At 71.6% G+C, this 16631-nt stretch carries 11 protein-coding genes; 6 read left to right on the top strand and 5 right to left on the bottom strand.

Annotation, left to right across the window (positions count from 1 at the left end; genetic code table 11):
* Window positions 1-244: 244 nt before the first annotated feature.
* Window positions 245-1099 (top strand): hypothetical protein, encoded by an 855-nt coding sequence (locus tag HS99_RS44375; RefSeq protein ID WP_050366191.1) that lies wholly within the window; start codon window positions 245-247, stop codon window positions 1097-1099.
* On the top strand, window positions 1089-1769 hold the full coding sequence (locus HS99_RS37030) for a Fic family protein (protein WP_050366190.1): 681 nt from the start codon (window positions 1089-1091) through the stop codon (window positions 1767-1769). The genes HS99_RS44375 and HS99_RS37030 overlap by 11 nt, the downstream gene beginning before the upstream one ends.
* Window positions 1770-1824: 55 nt before the next feature.
* Here HS99_RS37030 and HS99_RS37025 read toward each other — a convergent pair whose 3' ends face one another.
* A complete protein-coding gene (locus HS99_RS37025) occupies window positions 1825-2154 on the bottom strand; it encodes a hypothetical protein (RefSeq protein ID WP_030558327.1) in 330 nt (109 codons plus the stop codon).
* A 19-nt stretch (window positions 2155-2173) separates the two neighbouring features.
* Here HS99_RS37025 and HS99_RS37020 point away from each other — a divergent pair, with 19 nt between their 5' ends.
* The 3 genes from HS99_RS37020 to HS99_RS37010 all read left to right on the top strand — a co-directional run bounded on the left by HS99_RS37020 (window position 2174) and on the right by HS99_RS37010 (window position 5541).
* The gene (locus tag HS99_RS37020; protein ID WP_046386402.1) at window positions 2174-2866 is read left to right on the top strand and encodes a class I SAM-dependent DNA methyltransferase; all 693 of its coding nucleotides are present in this window, start codon (window positions 2174-2176) and stop codon (window positions 2864-2866) included.
* Between the two features lie 529 nt (window positions 2867-3395).
* Window positions 3396-4202 carry an ankyrin repeat domain-containing protein gene (locus HS99_RS37015; protein ID WP_305953136.1) on the top strand — a complete coding sequence of 269 codons (807 nt, stop codon included), beginning with the start codon at window positions 3396-3398 and terminating at the stop codon, window positions 4200-4202.
* An 874-nt stretch (window positions 4203-5076) separates the two neighbouring features.
* Window positions 5077-5541, top strand: coding sequence for a hypothetical protein (locus HS99_RS37010; protein WP_141763891.1), 465 nt, complete (start codon window positions 5077-5079; stop codon window positions 5539-5541).
* A 1885-nt stretch (window positions 5542-7426) separates the two neighbouring features.
* Here HS99_RS37010 and HS99_RS41990 read toward each other — a convergent pair.
* From HS99_RS41990 to HS99_RS36990, 4 genes are all read right to left on the bottom strand, one after another.
* Entirely contained in the window at window positions 7427-8494 is a 1068-nt protein-coding gene (locus HS99_RS41990; RefSeq protein WP_078968692.1) for a TniB family NTP-binding protein, read from the bottom strand.
* A 310-nt stretch (window positions 8495-8804) separates the two neighbouring features.
* Window positions 8805-11099: a TnsB C-terminal domain-containing protein gene (locus HS99_RS37000; RefSeq protein WP_043481882.1), complete on the bottom strand. Its 2295-nt coding sequence runs from the start codon at window positions 11097-11099 to the stop codon at window positions 8805-8807.
* Window positions 11096-11893 (bottom strand): TnsA-like heteromeric transposase endonuclease subunit, encoded by a 798-nt coding sequence (locus tag HS99_RS36995; protein ID WP_050366197.1) that lies wholly within the window; start codon window positions 11891-11893, stop codon window positions 11096-11098. Before HS99_RS36995 ends, HS99_RS37000 begins: the two co-directional genes overlap by 4 nt.
* Window positions 11894-12155: 262 nt before the next feature.
* A complete protein-coding gene (locus HS99_RS36990) occupies window positions 12156-13538 on the bottom strand; it encodes a DNA-binding protein (protein WP_232543345.1) in 1383 nt (460 codons plus the stop codon).
* 289 nt (window positions 13539-13827) lie between these two features.
* Here HS99_RS36990 and HS99_RS45550 point away from each other — a divergent pair, with 289 nt between their 5' ends.
* Window positions 13828-13980, top strand: coding sequence for a hypothetical protein (locus tag HS99_RS45550; RefSeq protein ID WP_158876681.1), 153 nt, complete (start codon window positions 13828-13830; stop codon window positions 13978-13980).
* Window positions 13981-16631: the final 2651 nt, after the last annotated feature.

The raw sequence follows: 16631 nt of genomic DNA, 5'->3' as shown, positions 1-16631 counted from the left end.
GCGCGGCCTCATCCGCCTCGGCCACGGCGGCCTGAAGCCCCTCCAACTCGGCCCGCAGCTCCTCCGCCCGGGCCAACGCCACCCGCTCGCGCCTCTCCAGCACTCCCAGCACCGACGGCATCCGCCACCTCCGACCACGCCCCGCACCCACACGACGCTCCGAGCGTGCCTACCGAGTGGCGGCCACACACCTCACCTGGGAAAGCGTGACCCTACCCTCGGTTTGGGAATCGCTTCTTAAGCCATGGAGCTGCCGAGGCTGAGCCGAACTTCGGCATGGTGGCCAGCGGTCCTCCGCGGTCACGGCCGGCGGACGGGTCCCTCTGGATATTCGGATGACAGGGGCCGCGTCGCCCTGGCAGCATCGGTCGGCTGCACCGACCGGACAGATCATCGGAGGATCGCCACGTCCATCAACTGGGACCTGATCCCGCGCCTGCTGCCCTGGTCCGCCGTCGACCCCGACCGTCACAGCTTCACCTGGACCAGCGAGGAAGAGGAGCTGGTCACGGGGGAGATTCGCGCCATGGTTCCCTCGGGCAGCCCCTTCTCGTTGAGCTTCGACGACTTCGTCAACCCGGTCACGGACTTCCTGGTCGGCCGGTACGGGCGGTGGGCCTGCGGATGGCATTGGGCGGTCGGCGAGGGCGGTGGTGGCGGCGTCGTGCAGAGCTGGTGCTGCACCAGCCACTCGCTGCGGGAGGGCCCCGAGGCCACCAGCGCCATCGTCGTGGCCTCGCTTCTGGAGTGGCGTGACTGGCTCGAGGAACTGGCCGACCGCTTCGTCGAACTCGCTCCGGCGGCCGATGCAAACGCGGAGGACCGCAGTTGGCACGTGCAGCGGGCGGCGACCCGGCTGGTGACTCTGGCAGTGGACCGCACGTGTGCCCAGGACGGCTGGTACGGGCTCTGCGAGCGAGTGCTGACGTGGTACCTGTCCTCAGCCGGCCTGGAAGGGGAGGAGGCGGCCGAGATCGTGACAGCTGCCATCGGCGGGCGCTTCAAGAGCTGGGCCGTGCCGGGCTTCACCACGGTCGACGCGGTCGCGGAGGATCTCGCATTCGGTGTGACCAGGCATCGGCCCTACCGTGACCACTGACTCCCTCGCCGTCTGGTGCAGGGTCAGGGGCGAGGTCGACTGGGCGTCTGCCGGCACCGGATGCCCGGCGCTTCTGGCACCGGCTGTCGACGGGCTAACGGCCTGGTTCGACGGCCCGGTCCGAGACCGGTGCCCCGAGCGGGCCGACCGGTTGCTGGACGCGAGCGCCCTGGCCCGCGTCGACGCCGCCCACCGACGCCCACTGGCCCCCGCCCTGCTCGCCGGCTGGCAACGGCTCGTCCTCGGCCGATCCGAGATCACCTTCCGGGATGGCGACGCCTTCGCCAAAGGCGGGCGTGAGCGCTACGGGCTTACGCCGGCCACGTGGAAGGACTTCGCCTGTTGCCTGCACCAGAGTGCGGACCCGGCGCTTCCCGTGGCTGCCCGCGCGGCCAGGGCGTACCTCGACGTAGCCTTCTTCCATCCTTTCCCGGACGGGAACGCCCGCTCGGCGCTGCTGGCGCTGGCCTACGTCCTGGACCTCGACGGAATACGGCTGGACCAGGTCGCCCCCTTGCAGACCACCCGCTTCGCGGACGACCCGGCCGGCGCAGCTGATCTCGCGGACCTGCTCACAGTCCTGATCCGCGCCTCTCATCGCCGGGCCGCCGCAGCCATGCTCAGCGAAAGGCCGCAGGAGGGCACCGGCACCACAACCATCCTCGGGTGACCATCACGAACATCGACCGTAAGGACCGGGCGCACCTGAGCACGTTCATCTGTACTCAGCTGGGCACGTGAACCCGTACGCCGACAGGTGGTGGCCACAGGAGGCGGACGTTGCCGTACCGGGCGCGGGCGGCGTCCGCGCTGAGTCCGAGCGCCTCGCCGATCGTGGCCCAGGTGGCGCCGGCCTCGCGGTCGGCGATCACCGCGCACCGGACCAGCTCGCGGGTCAGCTGCTGGAAGTCGGCCGCCGCGATGCAGTGGGCACCGGGCAGCGCCTGGCCCGCGTGCAGCGCCCCGCCGATCAGTTCGTCCAGGGCCAGCGCGTGCGCCCGGAGTTCCCGCCAGCCGAGCGTGGACCGTAGCCGCGGGGGGCACGCCCTGGACACTGAACTACGGTTTCTGGCTATGAACACTGAAGGCTGGTTGGCAGACACCCGGACGTCCTACGACACCGTCGCCACCAGCTATGCGGAGCAGGTGCGCGACCTCCTGGACCAAACGCCCTACGAACGCACGGCCCTGACGCTGTTCGCCGACCTTGTGCAGACCACCGGCGGGGGGCCAGTCGCGGACGTGGGATGCGGGTCGGGGAGGATTACGGCCTACCTGCGTGACCTGGGCGTGGACACGTTCGGGATCGATTTGTCGCCCGCGATGATCGAGGTGGCCCGTCGTGATCATCCCGGCCTACGGTTCGAGGTCGGTTCCATGACGGACCTCGACCTCGCCGACGCCTCGATGGCGGGCCTGGTCGCCTGGTACTCGCTGATACACGTCCCTGACGACGAGATCGGCTCAGTCTTCGCGCACTTCCGGCGAGTGTTGCGGCCCAGTGGTCCACTGCTACTCGGCTTCCACGTCGGTGATGAGTCGCGGCTGAAGACGCAGGGCTACGGCGGCCACCCGATGAAGACCTACGTCCATCGCCGTCAGCCTGGCCAGGTGGCCGCCTGGCTCGACGATGCCGGCTTCGCGGTCGAGGCGCAGATGACGCTCAGCTCAGCTGAGAGCCCGCTCGGAGCAATTCTCTTCGCGCGCCGCCAGTCCGATACCCAGGAGGGCTATAGCTCGACTCGTTCTTGCAGATCGCCTGCATAACAAGGTGCGAGCCCCTGGCCGCGACTTGACAGACATCCCATGAGCTGGAGAGCCAAACGGCGAGTACATGGGCCCTGTGGTCGGCAAGCAAAGGCGGCCAGTTGGAGAGCGGGCCGTACGGGCGGGCGGAGAGGCGGTCGTCCTGGACTCCGGACGGTGTTCGGCCGAGTTCCTCGCCGTCGTGGCGCCCGGCCGCCGCCCCGCTGGCGCGGATTGCCAGGGCCCACACGGCGACTGTCCGGCGCTCCTGACGTCGCAACAGCCACCCGGCCGACCGGCTCGGCGCGGACCGGATCGACTTCGGAACGACGGCTGTCGGACCCGCATGCGACCGTGTGCGGAGGGGATGACACCCGCGCTGGTGCGGAGAGGACGGGGAGGCACGATGACGGGCTGGGCCGGTGTGACCTGGGAAAGCTGGCGAGACCACGGCGACATCCGCGCGCGGCTCAACGCAGGCGCGGACCCGGATGCATGGGGCGGGGGGCGCCCTCTGCACCGGGCGGCAGAGATCGGCTCTCCCGAGGTGGTGGCCGAACTGGCGGGCCGTGTTTCGAACGTGGACGCGCTGGAGTACGGGACGACGGCGCTGTGGGGGGCAGTCATGGAGGACCAACCGGACAATGCCCGGGCCCTCGTGGCCGCCGGTGCCGATCCCTGGCGGCCCCAGCTTGGCGGCTGGTCGCCGGGCCGCCTCGCCCTGGCCGGGCCGGTCCCCGACCTGTTCCCTGTCCCCGACCAAGAACCCGGCCTGACGGCAGCCGAGCAGGCCACCATCCAGCGCGGTCGGCAACTCGTCGAGGCCCTGGGCCGTTTCCATTACGAGGGCACCGGCCTCGCTTGCATCGCCGACATCGACGCCGCCGAGGCGATCCGCCGCCTGGACGCGACGCCGGTGGACGAGGAGTTCGTGGCGGACTTCCTCGACGACCCATACGAGTACGACATGGACGAGAGCCTGCTCATCGCCGGCGTCACGACCGTTCCTGGCGGCTGCATCGTCACCCAGCCCTGGGGCTACACCCCGTCCACCCCGGGTGCGATGACCCGCCTGACCACCGGTACGTTCGGCTACGGCCTCTACGCCAACCCCAAGAGCGGCAACCAGGGCAGCATCGTCCGCAACAGCACCGTAGAAGGATGGGACCTCCACCCCGGCGGCGGCCCCCTCCCTGACGACACCCCTGAGGAGGTCCTGGCCAGCTATCTCTACCGCCATCACGCCGTCGCCTACGCCTGCGCCTTCGCGGGACTCCGACCCACCAGCGCCCGCGCCGTCACCGGCCCCGCCGACACCTGGGTCCGGCTGCCCGACCTCGACTACTGGGAGCACTGACCTACCGCAGGCCCCGGATGGCAGCCACACGGCGGTGGCCCGCAGGATCGAGATGAAGATCAGCACAATGAACTTGGCAGGGCGACGCAGCTCGCCGGCCGCGTCGGCGAGCTGCGCCCGGGTGCTGGCCTGTGGCTTGGGCCTGCTGCTGTGCTTCTCGGGGTGTGACCTGTTGGTGGGTTGGTTGGCGTTCATGGGGTATTTTGGGGATTTTGCCGGGTTTGGTTGGACCAGTGTCGAGGCGGTCCTGTGGTGGCCGCGCCCCTGTTTTGGTCGGGGTGGTGGGGCTGGTTTCGGTTGCTGTGTGTGTTCGCCGTGAGCATGCCACGGGATCGGAGTGGGGCGTTGGCGGCGGGGGATTTCCGGGTGTTCCTGAGGGTGTTTTTCTTCGGGGTTCGGGCGTGTTTTAGCGGCGGTTTTCTGCGGGGTTTCCGGCGCGGGTCTTTTCGGGGGGCGGTTGGTGCGCGTCACGGGCAATGGTTTGTGACGCGCACCGGGTTGTGATCCTGTCAGGTCGGGAGTCGGGGGCTTGTCCGGGAGGTGGTTGGATGCCTCGCGCGTGCCATCAAGCTTGGTGGTGGCCGGGTGTCGGCGTACAGAGTGACGTGCACAGCCAGGTACACCCGGATGTGCACAGGTAGGCGGCCCGCCCGGTCCCCGGCCGTGGCCGACCATGTGCCGCTGCCATCGGCTGAGGTTGTGCGCTAGGAAGGTGGGCACGGCCCCTTTAACGAGCGCGACAACGCCATCCTGCCTGTCCTACTGTGGCGCCGGGATCTTCGGGTGTCCCTGCCAGCGGCACCACGGCGCCTTCGTGCTCGGCGCTGGCTCTCCGACTGGACAGATTGAGGAGTGGCGTCGAGTGGGCTGGGACATGACCATCGAGCAGCCGGACGGAGCGGGTGATCCCGACTACCGCTTCAACGCGTGGAGCATGGGCCCCGCGAAGGCGGCCATGGATCGTCTGGGAATGCTGTCGCACGACCATGAAGCGCCGTGGCCACGCCTGGAGGATTTCGGGCTGACGATGGCTGAGGTCTACGCAGCGCAGCGCCCTGGGGCGCCTGAGTGGCCGGAGCCCGTGCGCGCCTACCTGGCCGCCCAGGCGGCCGCAGTCGAGTGGCAGGCCGAGCAGCCGACCGGCATTCCCGAGTACAAGATCGGCCATGGCAATGACGGCTGGTTGGTGACGCCTGCGGAAATCCGTGCGGCCCTGATCGCTCTTGAAGGTCAGCCCGAATCCGCCAAGGCCGGGACGATGGCCGAGGACTCGCGCTGGGATGAGTGGATCGACTACCTGCGGCGCGCCGAGGCTCACGGCGGGTTCCGCGTCGAGTAGCACAGTCACTCACGCGGCAGCACAAACCTGATCTCGGACAAGCGATCCATGCGTCCGACCCGCGTCGATCTCGGGGTGATCTGCCAGCCATACCGATACGACCAGTTGTGCACGTTCGGCCGTACCTGGCTGTGCACGCCAACCTGTACGCCGACACCGGTCGGTCGGCCGCCGTCTTTGTCCCTGCCGTATCCCGCCCCTGGCGGCCGTTGCTGGGGGTTGCCGTGCCCGCTGTCCGGGGCGCCGCTGTGTGGTGCTGTGCCCTGCTCCGGCCGTCGTTTGTGTGTGGTGGGGGCGCGAGGTGGGCGCGACAGCCGTGGTGAACCTGGTTGTGGGGTTGTGGGGTTGGGTGTGGGTTCTGTGAGCCGGGCATGCCCTTCTTGTCCGGTATGCCCTGTGGGGGTTGTGAGGCAGGGCCCGTGTTCGCCCTGGTAGGGGCGCTTGTCTGTAGGGCGGCCTGTGGGGCTGTGTGGCCTGTAGGGCAGCGCCCGCCCGGGGCCGCCGTCGGCGGAGCCCGGCCGGCGATGTTGGGTGCCTCGCGCGTGCCATGGATGCGCGCCCGGCCCACCGTCGTCCGGGTGCCGTCCAGGCCGTCCGGGGCCGTCGGTGGCGGTGCGGGTCGCTTGGGTCGCTGCGCCTGGTCGATGTCGTCGGTTGATGCCTCGCGCGTCGTATGGAGCCGGGTGGTGGCCGCTGCCCGCAGTCATCTCGCCGCCGTCCTGGCCGCCGTCCCGTCGTCTCGGTGCCCGGGCCCCGGGCCCCGGGCACCGGGTGTGGGGGGCCGTCAGGCCGCCGTCCGGGAGGCGGGTGCGCCGCCGGCCCTCGGGAAGGGTGGCTGCGCCCCCGTCGCGGGTCTGGCCGGCACCTGCGCCCGGGGTGCCGCAGGCGCCTCCGGGACGACCTCGGCGCCGGGGCCTCCGGGCCCCACCCGAATACCGGCCGCCCCTGTTTCTCGGTGGCGCCGCAGGCGACACCCCCAGCCGTTTTCCGAGGGGCCGTCAGGCCCCGGCCATCGCCGAAGGCCCGCCTGTTTTCCGGTGCCTGTCTTGGTTGTTTTCGTCGTGTTGGGTCTCGGGGTTTGGGAGGGTGCCGGGACCGGTCATTGTTGGCCGGTAGGAGCGGGTAGCGGGGTGGTGGTCGTTGTGACATTAGGAGCGGGATTCCAGGTGCTGACGGTGGGGTTTAGGACCGGATGCCGGGGTGTATGTCCAGCCTCTTTCCCGCGCGTCTGCCAGGTGACGTCCGAGACCGGTTCACGGTGACATCCCCGCGCGTTTCAGGGGGCCCGTGCCGCGCCCCGCGCTGCGCCCTGTGCTGCGCCGTGCCTGGGGCTTTTTGACGGGGTGGGGTGTGACGGTTCGGTGGCTGTTTTCCGGGGGGTGCCCCGGCCGGATTCCCGGGGGTGGTGCGGGGGCCGGGTCGGTGACAGCTCTTGCATCTTCGACGGCCCCGTCCCTGCCTCGCCCCGGCACGGGGCGTCAGGCCTGCGGAGGTGAGGTTTGAGGGGGGTGTAGTTGGGGTGTGGGGTGGTGTGTGGGCTGGGGTTTTGTGGGTGTGGTGAGAACGGGTGGGCGGGGTTCTGGGGTGTTGGGCGGTCGCTGTGGGCTGGGGGTATTGGGGGTTGGGTGGGTTTGATCTTCAGTGTTGAAGGTCGTTGTGTGTCGTAATGGCGGGGATGGCGTTTTGGCTGGTCAGGGCTGTTTTGCCTGGTCAGGTGGGGTGTTCTTGAGGGGGTTTGGGCGTTTGTCGGTTTCTGGTTCTCATTGATCTTGGGGTGTTCTCGGCTCATCTCGGGTGCGGGCGGGCTGGCCCCGGCCGTCCCGGGTGGTGTTCTCACTGTTTCTGAGGGTTTCTCAGCTGGTCTCGGTCGCGAGTGTCTCTGCCTTCACCGGGCCTGCCTGCGGGCGCGGGGGCGGGGTGTGGGGTGGGTTTCTGCTTGGTGGTCCAGGCGTACGCCATCGAGGGTGGTTTTGGTGATCTTCTCGGTGCCGTCGAGGATCGCGGTCAGGGCGGCTTCGCGGATGAGGCGGGCGAGGCTGCCGATGCGTCCGGCGGTGCGCTGGTGGAGGTAGGGGGCGTGGCGGGGAAGGGTGCCTGGCCGGTGGCGTTGGAGGTCGAGGGCGTTCTCGAGGTCGGTGACGAGGTCGGTGAATGGGCGGCGGTTGCCGAGGCGGGCGGGTAGGGCGCCGGTTTCGACGAGGCTGGCGCGGGCGGCGAGTTGCGCGCCGCGGACCCCGGTGAACAGGGCGGTGGTGGTGACGTCGATGCCGGCGTAGACGAACGTGGCGCCGATGCGTTCGGTGAGGTCCTTGAGGAGGTCGGCGGCTTCGGCGCCGGTGGTGGTGCGGGGGTTGAGGCGGTGGATCTCGTCGATCAGCACCAGACGCACACCGGCGGTGTTGTAGGTATGGCAGACGGCCTGCATCAGCTGCGCCTGGGTCATGCGGGCGGTGACGGGGATGCCGAGGTAGCGAGCGAAGCCCGCGGTCAGGGTCTTGGCGCTCGCCCCGGGCGGCACGAGGACGTATGCGACGGGCACGGCCGGCTGCCCGTTCCCGGGTGGGGCGGGGTGCCGGCGCGTGTGGGCGAGGTGGCAGGTGCGGCCGACTTCGAGCAGGGCGGTGGTCTTCCCGGTGGCGGCGGGCCCGGTGAGGATCAGGCTGGGGCGGGCGGTGGTGCGCTGATACCTGCCGAGGAGCATCAGACGCCGCATGCTGAGCGCGAGGGTGTCGATGGCGGGAGTGCGGACGGTGACGAACGCGGAGTGGTAGGCCAGGCGCTCCTCGACGCTGCGCTCTGGTTCCCCGGGCGCGGGTGGTGCGGGTGCGGGGGTGGTGGCGAAGGTCTGGAAGCCGTGCCAGGTGTCGACCGCGTACGGCGCCGACTCCGCCGGCGCCGCCCCGGCGGCTGTGGCGTGCGTGGTGCCGGGGGTGTTGGGGCCGGTGCTGTTCATCGCCGGTGCCCCGTTTCCCCGGTGCGCGCCGGACCTCGGTGAGGTGTGGCGACGGCCAGCGAGTCACCGGCCTTGGCTCCGGATCCGACCCGGCCCCGTTCGCCGGTGTGCGGGCTCTGGCCGGACGCCGCGCGCCCGGCCTCGGCGGCTTCGGGGAGCGCGCGGTGGCGCGGCCGGCGCCGCTGCGCCCCGGTACGGCCGCGCAACGCTGCGGCACGGCCGTGCTGCGCCCGGTTTCGGCTTGCCGTGGCCGCTGCCGGTTCGGTGCGGGGGTGGTGGCCGTCTGGCGCGGGGGTGTGGTGGTGGGTGGTCACCATCGTTCGGCTTCCTGGTGAGCGTTCCACAGGCCGAGGCCGGTGTAGAGCGGGGCGGGGGAGGGGCTGCCGGGCTGCTCGCCGCCCCACTCGTCGGTCCAGCTGTCGCTGTCGCCGTCGTCCTCGTCGTCGGGCCACTGGCCGGTGTCGGGTTCGGTGTCCAGGGCGTCCAGGCTCTCGATGTCCTCCCAGCCGTCCGTTCCTGCGCCGCACGCGCCTGCACCGCCCCCGGCGCTGGGGCGGTGCGTGGTTCGTCCGGCCGCGCCCTGCCGCCTTGGCGGGCCCGCGCGGTCTTCCCGCCCCGGCTGTGCCGGGTGCGCCGTGTCGTCGCCGGTTCTGGTGGGGTGGGGGATGCGGGCGGGCATGGCGCGGGTGAGGAGGGCCTGTTCGGTGCGGGTGGCGTGGCCGGCGCTGCTGCGGCGTTGGAGGTCGTCGAGGGCCTGGGCGAGGTCGGCTTCGTACTGGTGGTGGTCGCCTCGGCGTAGGGCGGTGGTGCGCAGGTGGTCCCAGGTGCGGTCGTCGAAGGGCTGGTGGACGTGGTCGCGGTGGATCCACGGGATCTCGACCAGGTCGTCCCAGCCGGGCAGGCGGACCCAGATCTGGCGCAGGTCGTGGGGGTTGTGGTGGACCTCCCATCGGCCGCCCCGTGCGGCGATGGGGGAGGGCTGGCCGCGGTGGGGGCCGAGGAGGTCGTGGTCGTAGGTGCGCTGCTCGAGGCGGATGCCGTGGTCGCTGATGGTGAGCCAGCGCACGGGCAGCAGCTCCAGGTAGTCCCGCCCGGTCAACGGGACCGGCACGTACCCGCAGACGGCGGTCAGCGCGCCCCACATCTCCATGGGTGTCAGCCGTGTCTTGGGCAGCACGGGGTGGCGCAGCCCGTGGTGGGGGCGGTGGTGCCAGTGGACGAGCCATTCGTCGAGGAGGTCCTGCAGCTGGGCGACGCTGTAGCAGGCGTGCTGTTCGACGTCGTGGCCGCGCTCGAGGATGTTGGAGCCGGTGTAGCCGGGCAGGTGCTGCCACAGCAGGGTGTTGATGGAGCCGAAGGTGCGCTCGACGATGCCCTTCGCGGTCGGGGCGCGCGGCGGGGCGGGCTGGACGCTGACCCCGAGACTCTGGCAGGCGGCGGTGAACGTCTCGGAGAGGTAGATCTTGCCGCGGTCGACGACGATCGTCTCCGGTACCACCACGGGCCGTGCCGCGGCGCCGTGCAGGCGTTCGTCGGTCGTCAGCAGTTCCTCCCGGTGGGGGATGGAGGAGCGGGCGAAGCGCAGGACGTCGGGCCAGGTGGGCCTGGCGGGGTGGGGGACGGCCATCTCAGCGAGCAGCAGGGCGGCGTCGACGGCCTTGGTGCTGGCCGGGCGCAGGACGGTGGCGAGGATGGCGCGGGTGGCGACGTCGACGGCGATCGTCAGCTCGGGCCGGCCCAGGGTGGCGTCGTCGAAGACCGCGAGGACGTCCAGGCGGGTGGTGTCGACCTGCACCTGCTCGCCCGGGCGCAGCGCGACGGTCGGGGTGAACGCCCGCCCCTGCCCGGGCCCGGGGACACCGTCTCCGCGGCCGTGGTTGTCCTCGCGCGGGTCGGTGAGGGCGGCGACCAGCCGGTAGAAGGTGGCCTGCGAGCACATCGCCACCGCGTCCCCGTGCCGCTCGGCCAGGATTCTGGCCGCCGCCGGCAACAGGGCCTTGACCGTGCCCTTGGAGCGGCCGCGCCGACGCCGGATCGCCTCCTTCACCGCGGCCACCACCCGCTCGTCCGTGCGCCCCGCGAGGCTCGGTGCGCGAGTGGTGCGGTGGTCGACCAGCCCCCACAGACCCTGCTTGCGGTAGTCCAGCCGCATTTTCTGCACTGTGGAGCGGCTGACCTTCCCGAAGCCGAGCGCGGTGAGCTCCTCGGCCTTGGCCTGCTCGCGCTCGGCGAGGGTGTACCGCTCGGGGTCGTAGCGCTCGTGCACCACATAGCCCGCATCGGCCCCGTCTGGGTGGCCGGTCTCGACCTCGCGGATGTGGCGACGCCACGCGAGCGCCCGTTCCCTGGCCGGCGCCGGGGCGGTCTCGAACAGGCCCCACTGCGGTGCCGCCTCCGCCTTCCCGCCGGCCTCGGGGCCGATGAGGGAGAACGTGGGGTCGGCGAACAGGTGCCCGGCCAGCACCACTTCCTCCCCCTCGTCGGCAACCAGGTGGACGCGCTGGCCGGCCAGGCCGACGACCTGCCAGCGCAATCCCCGGAAGCGGACCTGTCCGCCGACCGCCAGCACCTGACGCCCGCCACGCCGCCGCGGTGCCGCGCTCACATCCCACCCCCGCCACAGTCGTCGGCTACCCCGGCCGTCCCCATCCCGCTGCTCCCGGCCATGGCCCGGACGGATCCCGGACCGACGAGGACGCCCTGGTGCAGCGGGCGTTCCAACGAGACCGCCAACCAGCCGTGCCACAGGGCATGGAAGACGGCGGGCAGAACCGTCATCGGGGTGCCGAGCGCCTGAACGCCTTCCAGGAGCGGCCTCGGCCGCGCGAACGCCTCCAGCAACGCGTCTCCGACCCCGGGGCGGCCCCGGTAGCGGGGATGGCGATAGCCGGCCAGCCACCTCAGGTTCGCCGCGAACACCGCATCCAACGGCTCCAGGCGCCGATAGCGCCAGCCGACCAGATCACATGCCGCGCGGGCCGCCTGCTCAGCGCGCAGTGCCCGCTCACCGCCCGCCTCCGCATGACCCGGACAGTCGGCCACCAGGGCGGTGCCGTCCGCGTACCGGGCGAACAGCTGCGGCACCCACGAGCGCACCCTGCCCCGTCGATCGCGCCACACCAGCCGCACCGGCCGCCCCGCCAGCCCTGTCACCTGCGGGTCGCGGTCCAGGACCATCAGCCGGGCTCGCATCGCGTTCGACCCGGACGCCACGTGCCGCCCGGTGGTCGCCGACCACCACAGCCCCGGCCCCCACCTGCGCCCCGGTACGACCGGGAACGCGGACACCGGCGCCAGGTTCTCGAACGCCACCGCCACGCAGGCGTCCTCCCACCGCTGCCGCACCTCCTGGCCGACCGGGTCGAGGAACACCGCCTCGAACCCCGCCCGCCCATCCACGTCCAACACATCCGCCGGGCCCGCTGATCCATCCGCCCCGGCCCAACCGTCCACGCCGCTCACGGTTCTCAGCCAACCCGCCACACACGCCCGCGCGGACGGCTTTCCCTGTTCCCACCCCGCCCTGTGACCTGGTGCGGTAGAGCACTCCACGCCCCACCCGCGTTCTCACCCAGGCCCCGCACGTCACCACCGACCGCAAGCCCCGGATCACTCCCACGGCGCTGCTCCACGTCAGGACTGTCCCAGGCTCAACGACCCGTCAGACCTCGATCTGCCGCGCCGGCTCGCCACCAGCCCCAAGCAACCCGGCGAGCGCGCCCGGGGACATCCCCACCCACACGGCGACATCCTCGGGCCGCACCCCGGCCTCCAACGCGCCCTCCACCGTCTCCCGCGCCGCCTCCTGCAGCCGGCCGATGCTGTAGCCCAGGCCCTTCAACAGACGCTCGGCGGCCTCCGCACTGCTGCCCCGCTGCGCCCCGCGCAGCTGGATCAGCTGCTCCTGCGCGTCGTCCAGCAAGTTGTTGATCAGCATGCGACGCTCGGGCGCTACCGCCGAGCGCCACGCCGTCCCCGATCCCGGCAGCCTCGTCTCCTTCGTCAGCGCCCGCAGCTGCGCGGCCATGCTCGGCGGCTGGAGCTCCTGGCGCACCCACCACAGACCGTCCCGGTGGCCGGGCGGCACGGCCACGCCGCGGCGTCGGCGGATCACCGCTCCCATCCAGGCGATCAGCGGCCCGCCGTAGTCGACCGCGGCCAGCGGCCCCAGCCATGGGCGTCCCACCCGCTCGCCCAGCCGCCGGCAGAACGTTCCGTCCGCTGGCAGTGCCCGAGGCCGCCCGGCCCCGCTGTCCCGCCAGACCAACTCGGCCATCACCGGGTCCAGCAGCGAGGCGGCGACCTCCACCACCTCCGGGAAGACGGCCGCGTCCCGCACCAGCGCCCGCCACCGCCAGAAATCCCCGCCCGCGTCCCCGCCCGCCAGGGCGTGCAGCCGCGCGGGCCACACCCGCTCATCCGGCCACTCCAACGCCTGATCCCACCACCGGCACACCACCGCCCACGCCACCGAGAACACCTCCCCGGGCCCCACCCCCGCCCGCACCGCACGCCGAACCACCCCCGCCCACCGCCGCTGCGCCTCGACGACTTCCGGCAGGCCCCGCAGGTCCAGGAACTCCAGCGCCTGGTCCGCGTCCGCGTCCAGCAGCCACCGCCCGTGCCGCGCACACACCCGTTCCCACCGCTGCGCGTACCGCACCACCCGCACCGGCGCCCCGGCCCGCCGGCCCGCGCACGACCGGCACCCGAACGCCACCGGTCCCACCACCGCACCGCCCACCCGCCACACCGCCCCAGGGCCGCCCTCGCCCGTCCGTGTGGCCAGTTTCTCGTCCTCCAGTCCCCATGCCGGCAACGCCCGCCCCAGCACCTCCTCGCCGACCCCGCACAAGTCGGCCAGTACCCGCCGTCCGGCCGCATCCAGCACCACCTCGGCATCCGCCCGCAGCGCCCCGCCCTCGTGCCGCGGCCGGTGGCCGCGCCACTGCCAGTGCGTCAGCAGAGCGGCTTCATTCAGGCCGTAGCGGGCGGCGACCCGGCCAACGAGCGAGTAGGTCGTCTCCCTGGTGAACGGAGACACACGCAAGATCCCGGGAACCATGGCCCCAGCCTCGCGGAGAACAGCAGGACCCGAAGGCAGTTCCCTCCTTCCCGCGCCCTGCCTTCTGCTTTTCCCGTCCTGTCGACCAACAGCACGCGCCCAGATCCCCCGTACGGCCAACGCCGCGCTGCGCCCGTGCTGGACGTGCCAGGGCTCGCTCGGCGGGGGGAAGGAGGGCTCGAAACTGGAGCTGCGGGAGAAGGCCGGCCCGGATCGGCTGGAGTGCCCGCAGTGCGAACAGGTCCGCGCCATCAAGGACTTGGGTCCGTTGGTGCTGCCCGCCCCGACCAAGCGCGAGCTGGTGGCCGCCCTGGTCTCCACTCCAGACGATCCGTGGTGGGAGGACCGCGTGCTGCACGCCAAGCTCCTCCCGTCGAGGGGCCGCAGGTGTGACCTCCTGGTGTTGGTGGGCGTCAAATAGCTGTCCGCGCTCGTTGGTTGTGACCGGTGGTTGTGCGTCTGAGCTGGGGTTGTCAGATGGGTGGTCGATCCTTGTCTGTGGGCGTTGTGTGGGTGGTGGCGGTGTTGCTGGCGTTCTGGCCTGGTGTTGGTCAGTTGTGTTGAGCGTTGGTCAGATGAACTGGGAGCGGAGGGCGGCGGTATGGACGCTGAGAGTGTGACCTGTTCTGGGTAGTCACGTGGTAAACCGCTTAAAATCGGGCAAGCTTCACTGCGGGCAAGATTTGTCTAGACCACAGGTCGGACCACCTTGAGTTGGTCGTCGGCGTGTGGGCGGGCCCTGGTTTTTGTTGCTGTGCGTGTTCGCCGTGGGCATGCCAGGCCGGTTCGGGGTGTTTGGATGGGGTCGTGATTCCGGCCGTGTTTTGAGAGTGTTTTTCCGGGCTTCCAGGCCGGGTTTCAATGGGTGGAATTCTTTGGGGATGTTTCCCGGGTTCCGGCCGTGTTTGTCGGCCCGTTTTCCGGGTTGGTTTCCGGTTCGGCTGTCCCCGGGGCCGGGCTGGTCGACGTCGGGCTGGGCCGTCTCGGCGGTGCGTCCGTTTGGGTCGCTTCGGTCGCTGGTGTTCCTGGTCGTCGGTGTCGGCCAGGGAGTCGGCTGTCGGTGGGGTGGGCCTGGGCCCCTGCCTCCGGCCTGTTGCTGGGTGGCTGTCAGGCCGCGCCCTGGAGGCCTCTGGGGACGGTCTCCGGGCGGCGCTGGTCGATGTCCCCGGGTGGGGCTTGGGGGCCGTGGTTCGGGGTGTCGCGTCGTGGTGTCGCGTGCTCCTGTCGTGGAGGTGCTGTCGTGTCCTGTGACGTGGGCGGGAGCCGGTTCTCCCCGTGTGTGGTGAGGGCGCGACAGGTCGGCCGGGACAGGCGGGCCGGTCGCCGTCCTGGTCGCCGTCCTCGCCGGCGGCCCGCTCGTGGACGTCGGGCTCGGCCTCGACGTCCAGCTCGTCCGCTCGCCGCGGTGCCCCGGCGCCGTCGTCAGCTGTCCGCCGGCCTCGATGTCCGGCCCAGCGCGCCTCGGCGGCCGCTGCGCCCCGGTGCTGGCCTGTAGGGGCTGTGTCACTGGAGTGCTGTTTTCCCCTGGTGGGGGAGCCGCCCTGTAGGCCCCCGGTGCGGGGGCCTACAGGCCACCACCGCCTACGGACGCTGCCCGGAGGCGCCTCCCGCAGGGGGCGGCCGGGCCACCAGGCCGGTCCCCGCGCTGCTCGGCGCATCGCGCCGCCGGCCCCCGCGGGCCGGTGCCCGCCGCTGAACCCCGGTGGCGCCACCGCCGCCGCGGACCCGACCCCGGAACCCCCGGGTGGGGCCGCAGGCCCCACCCCCGCCCCTTTTTCCGGTGGCGCCGCAGGCGACACCCCCAACCCAATTCAAGGGGCCGCCAGGCCCCGACCCCTCGCCGAAGGCCCGCGCGTTATGCAGACGTCTTTCTTGGTTTTCTCCGACGGTTCTGTTCCGTGCTGCGACCGGGATTGTTGGAAGGGCTAGTGCGGGAATTCACCGGCTGATCGACGGTCCGTGGCAGACGGAAAATTGACGGGATGTCAATGGCTGAATTCATGAGGAATATAGGAGCGTCGAAATAAGGGCTTCGGGGGTTGTTCGAAGGCGGTTTCCAGGAGGATTTGTTTGGGGGATTTCTGCCGGGAGTCGGGCCGGTTCCTGTGGGGTGTTTCGGAGGGCGGGTCCAGGGCGACGCCCTGGTGATGTCCGGGCCGTTCCCCGGTGAAGGTGCCGGTGCGTTTTCGGCGTCGTGCTGCGCCCCGCCCCCAGGCCCCGAGAGCGGGTGGCGCGTGCCCGGCCGAGGGCTGGTGGCGCGCACCGCCCCGGGCTCCGGATCCGGGGGCGGGCGAGGGGGTCAAGTCCGTGACAGCTCTTGCATCTTTGACGCCCCCCGGCCGGGGCCGGTGCCGCAGGCGCCGAAGGGCACGTCAGGACGCCGCTGTACGGTGCTGCGCCCCGCCGTGCTCCGGAGGCCCGCCCAGGTCCCGTCGAGGTCTGCAGCGGGGCCTGTGCCGAGGGCCGCGGCGGGTGCCAGGAGCGGCCGGCTGCAGCGGCGACGTCGCCCCGGGGCGCAGCCCCGGCCGTCCTGGACGCCCCGCCCGGGGGCCCCGCTCCGGGGGTAGGCGTCGGCGTCGGGGATTTACGCCATATCGTCAACGGCGTCGTGACGGGTATCGCCCGCCCCGTCAGGGGAGGGCCCTTCTACCGGAAATTCGCGTCACATCGTCAACGCCCGGGACCGCCCCGCAGGGGAGGGCCGTCTACCCGAAATTCGCGTCACATCGTCAATGCTCCTCATGGCGGGCCGCAGGCCCGTGCCCGACACTCCAACAAGTGAGGCCCCGCCAGGGGCCGCCACCCGACCGCCAATTCGCCGCAGGCGAATAAGCCCAGCCACCCCCGGCCCGGCGCAGCCGGGCCCCGAGGCGCAGCCTCGGGCCACCACCCACGGTGACGGCGTAGCCGGCACCCCCGCACCTGGCGGTGCGTCAGCACCGTCCAACGGGCCGTCAGGCCCGTTGTAAGCCGCAGGCTTCCGCCCCCGGCCTCCTGCTCCAGCGCCTGGCGCAGCGACTGCGGACTGCGGCGCACCGCGACCGAGCGCAGCCGCAGCCGCCGCCAGGCCCG

The organism is Kitasatospora aureofaciens (genome assembly GCF_001188955.3).
GTDB classification, from domain to species: Bacteria; Actinomycetota; Actinomycetes; order Streptomycetales; family Streptomycetaceae; genus Kitasatospora; species Kitasatospora aureofaciens.
This window is presented reverse-complemented; position numbering and strand designations above follow the sequence as displayed.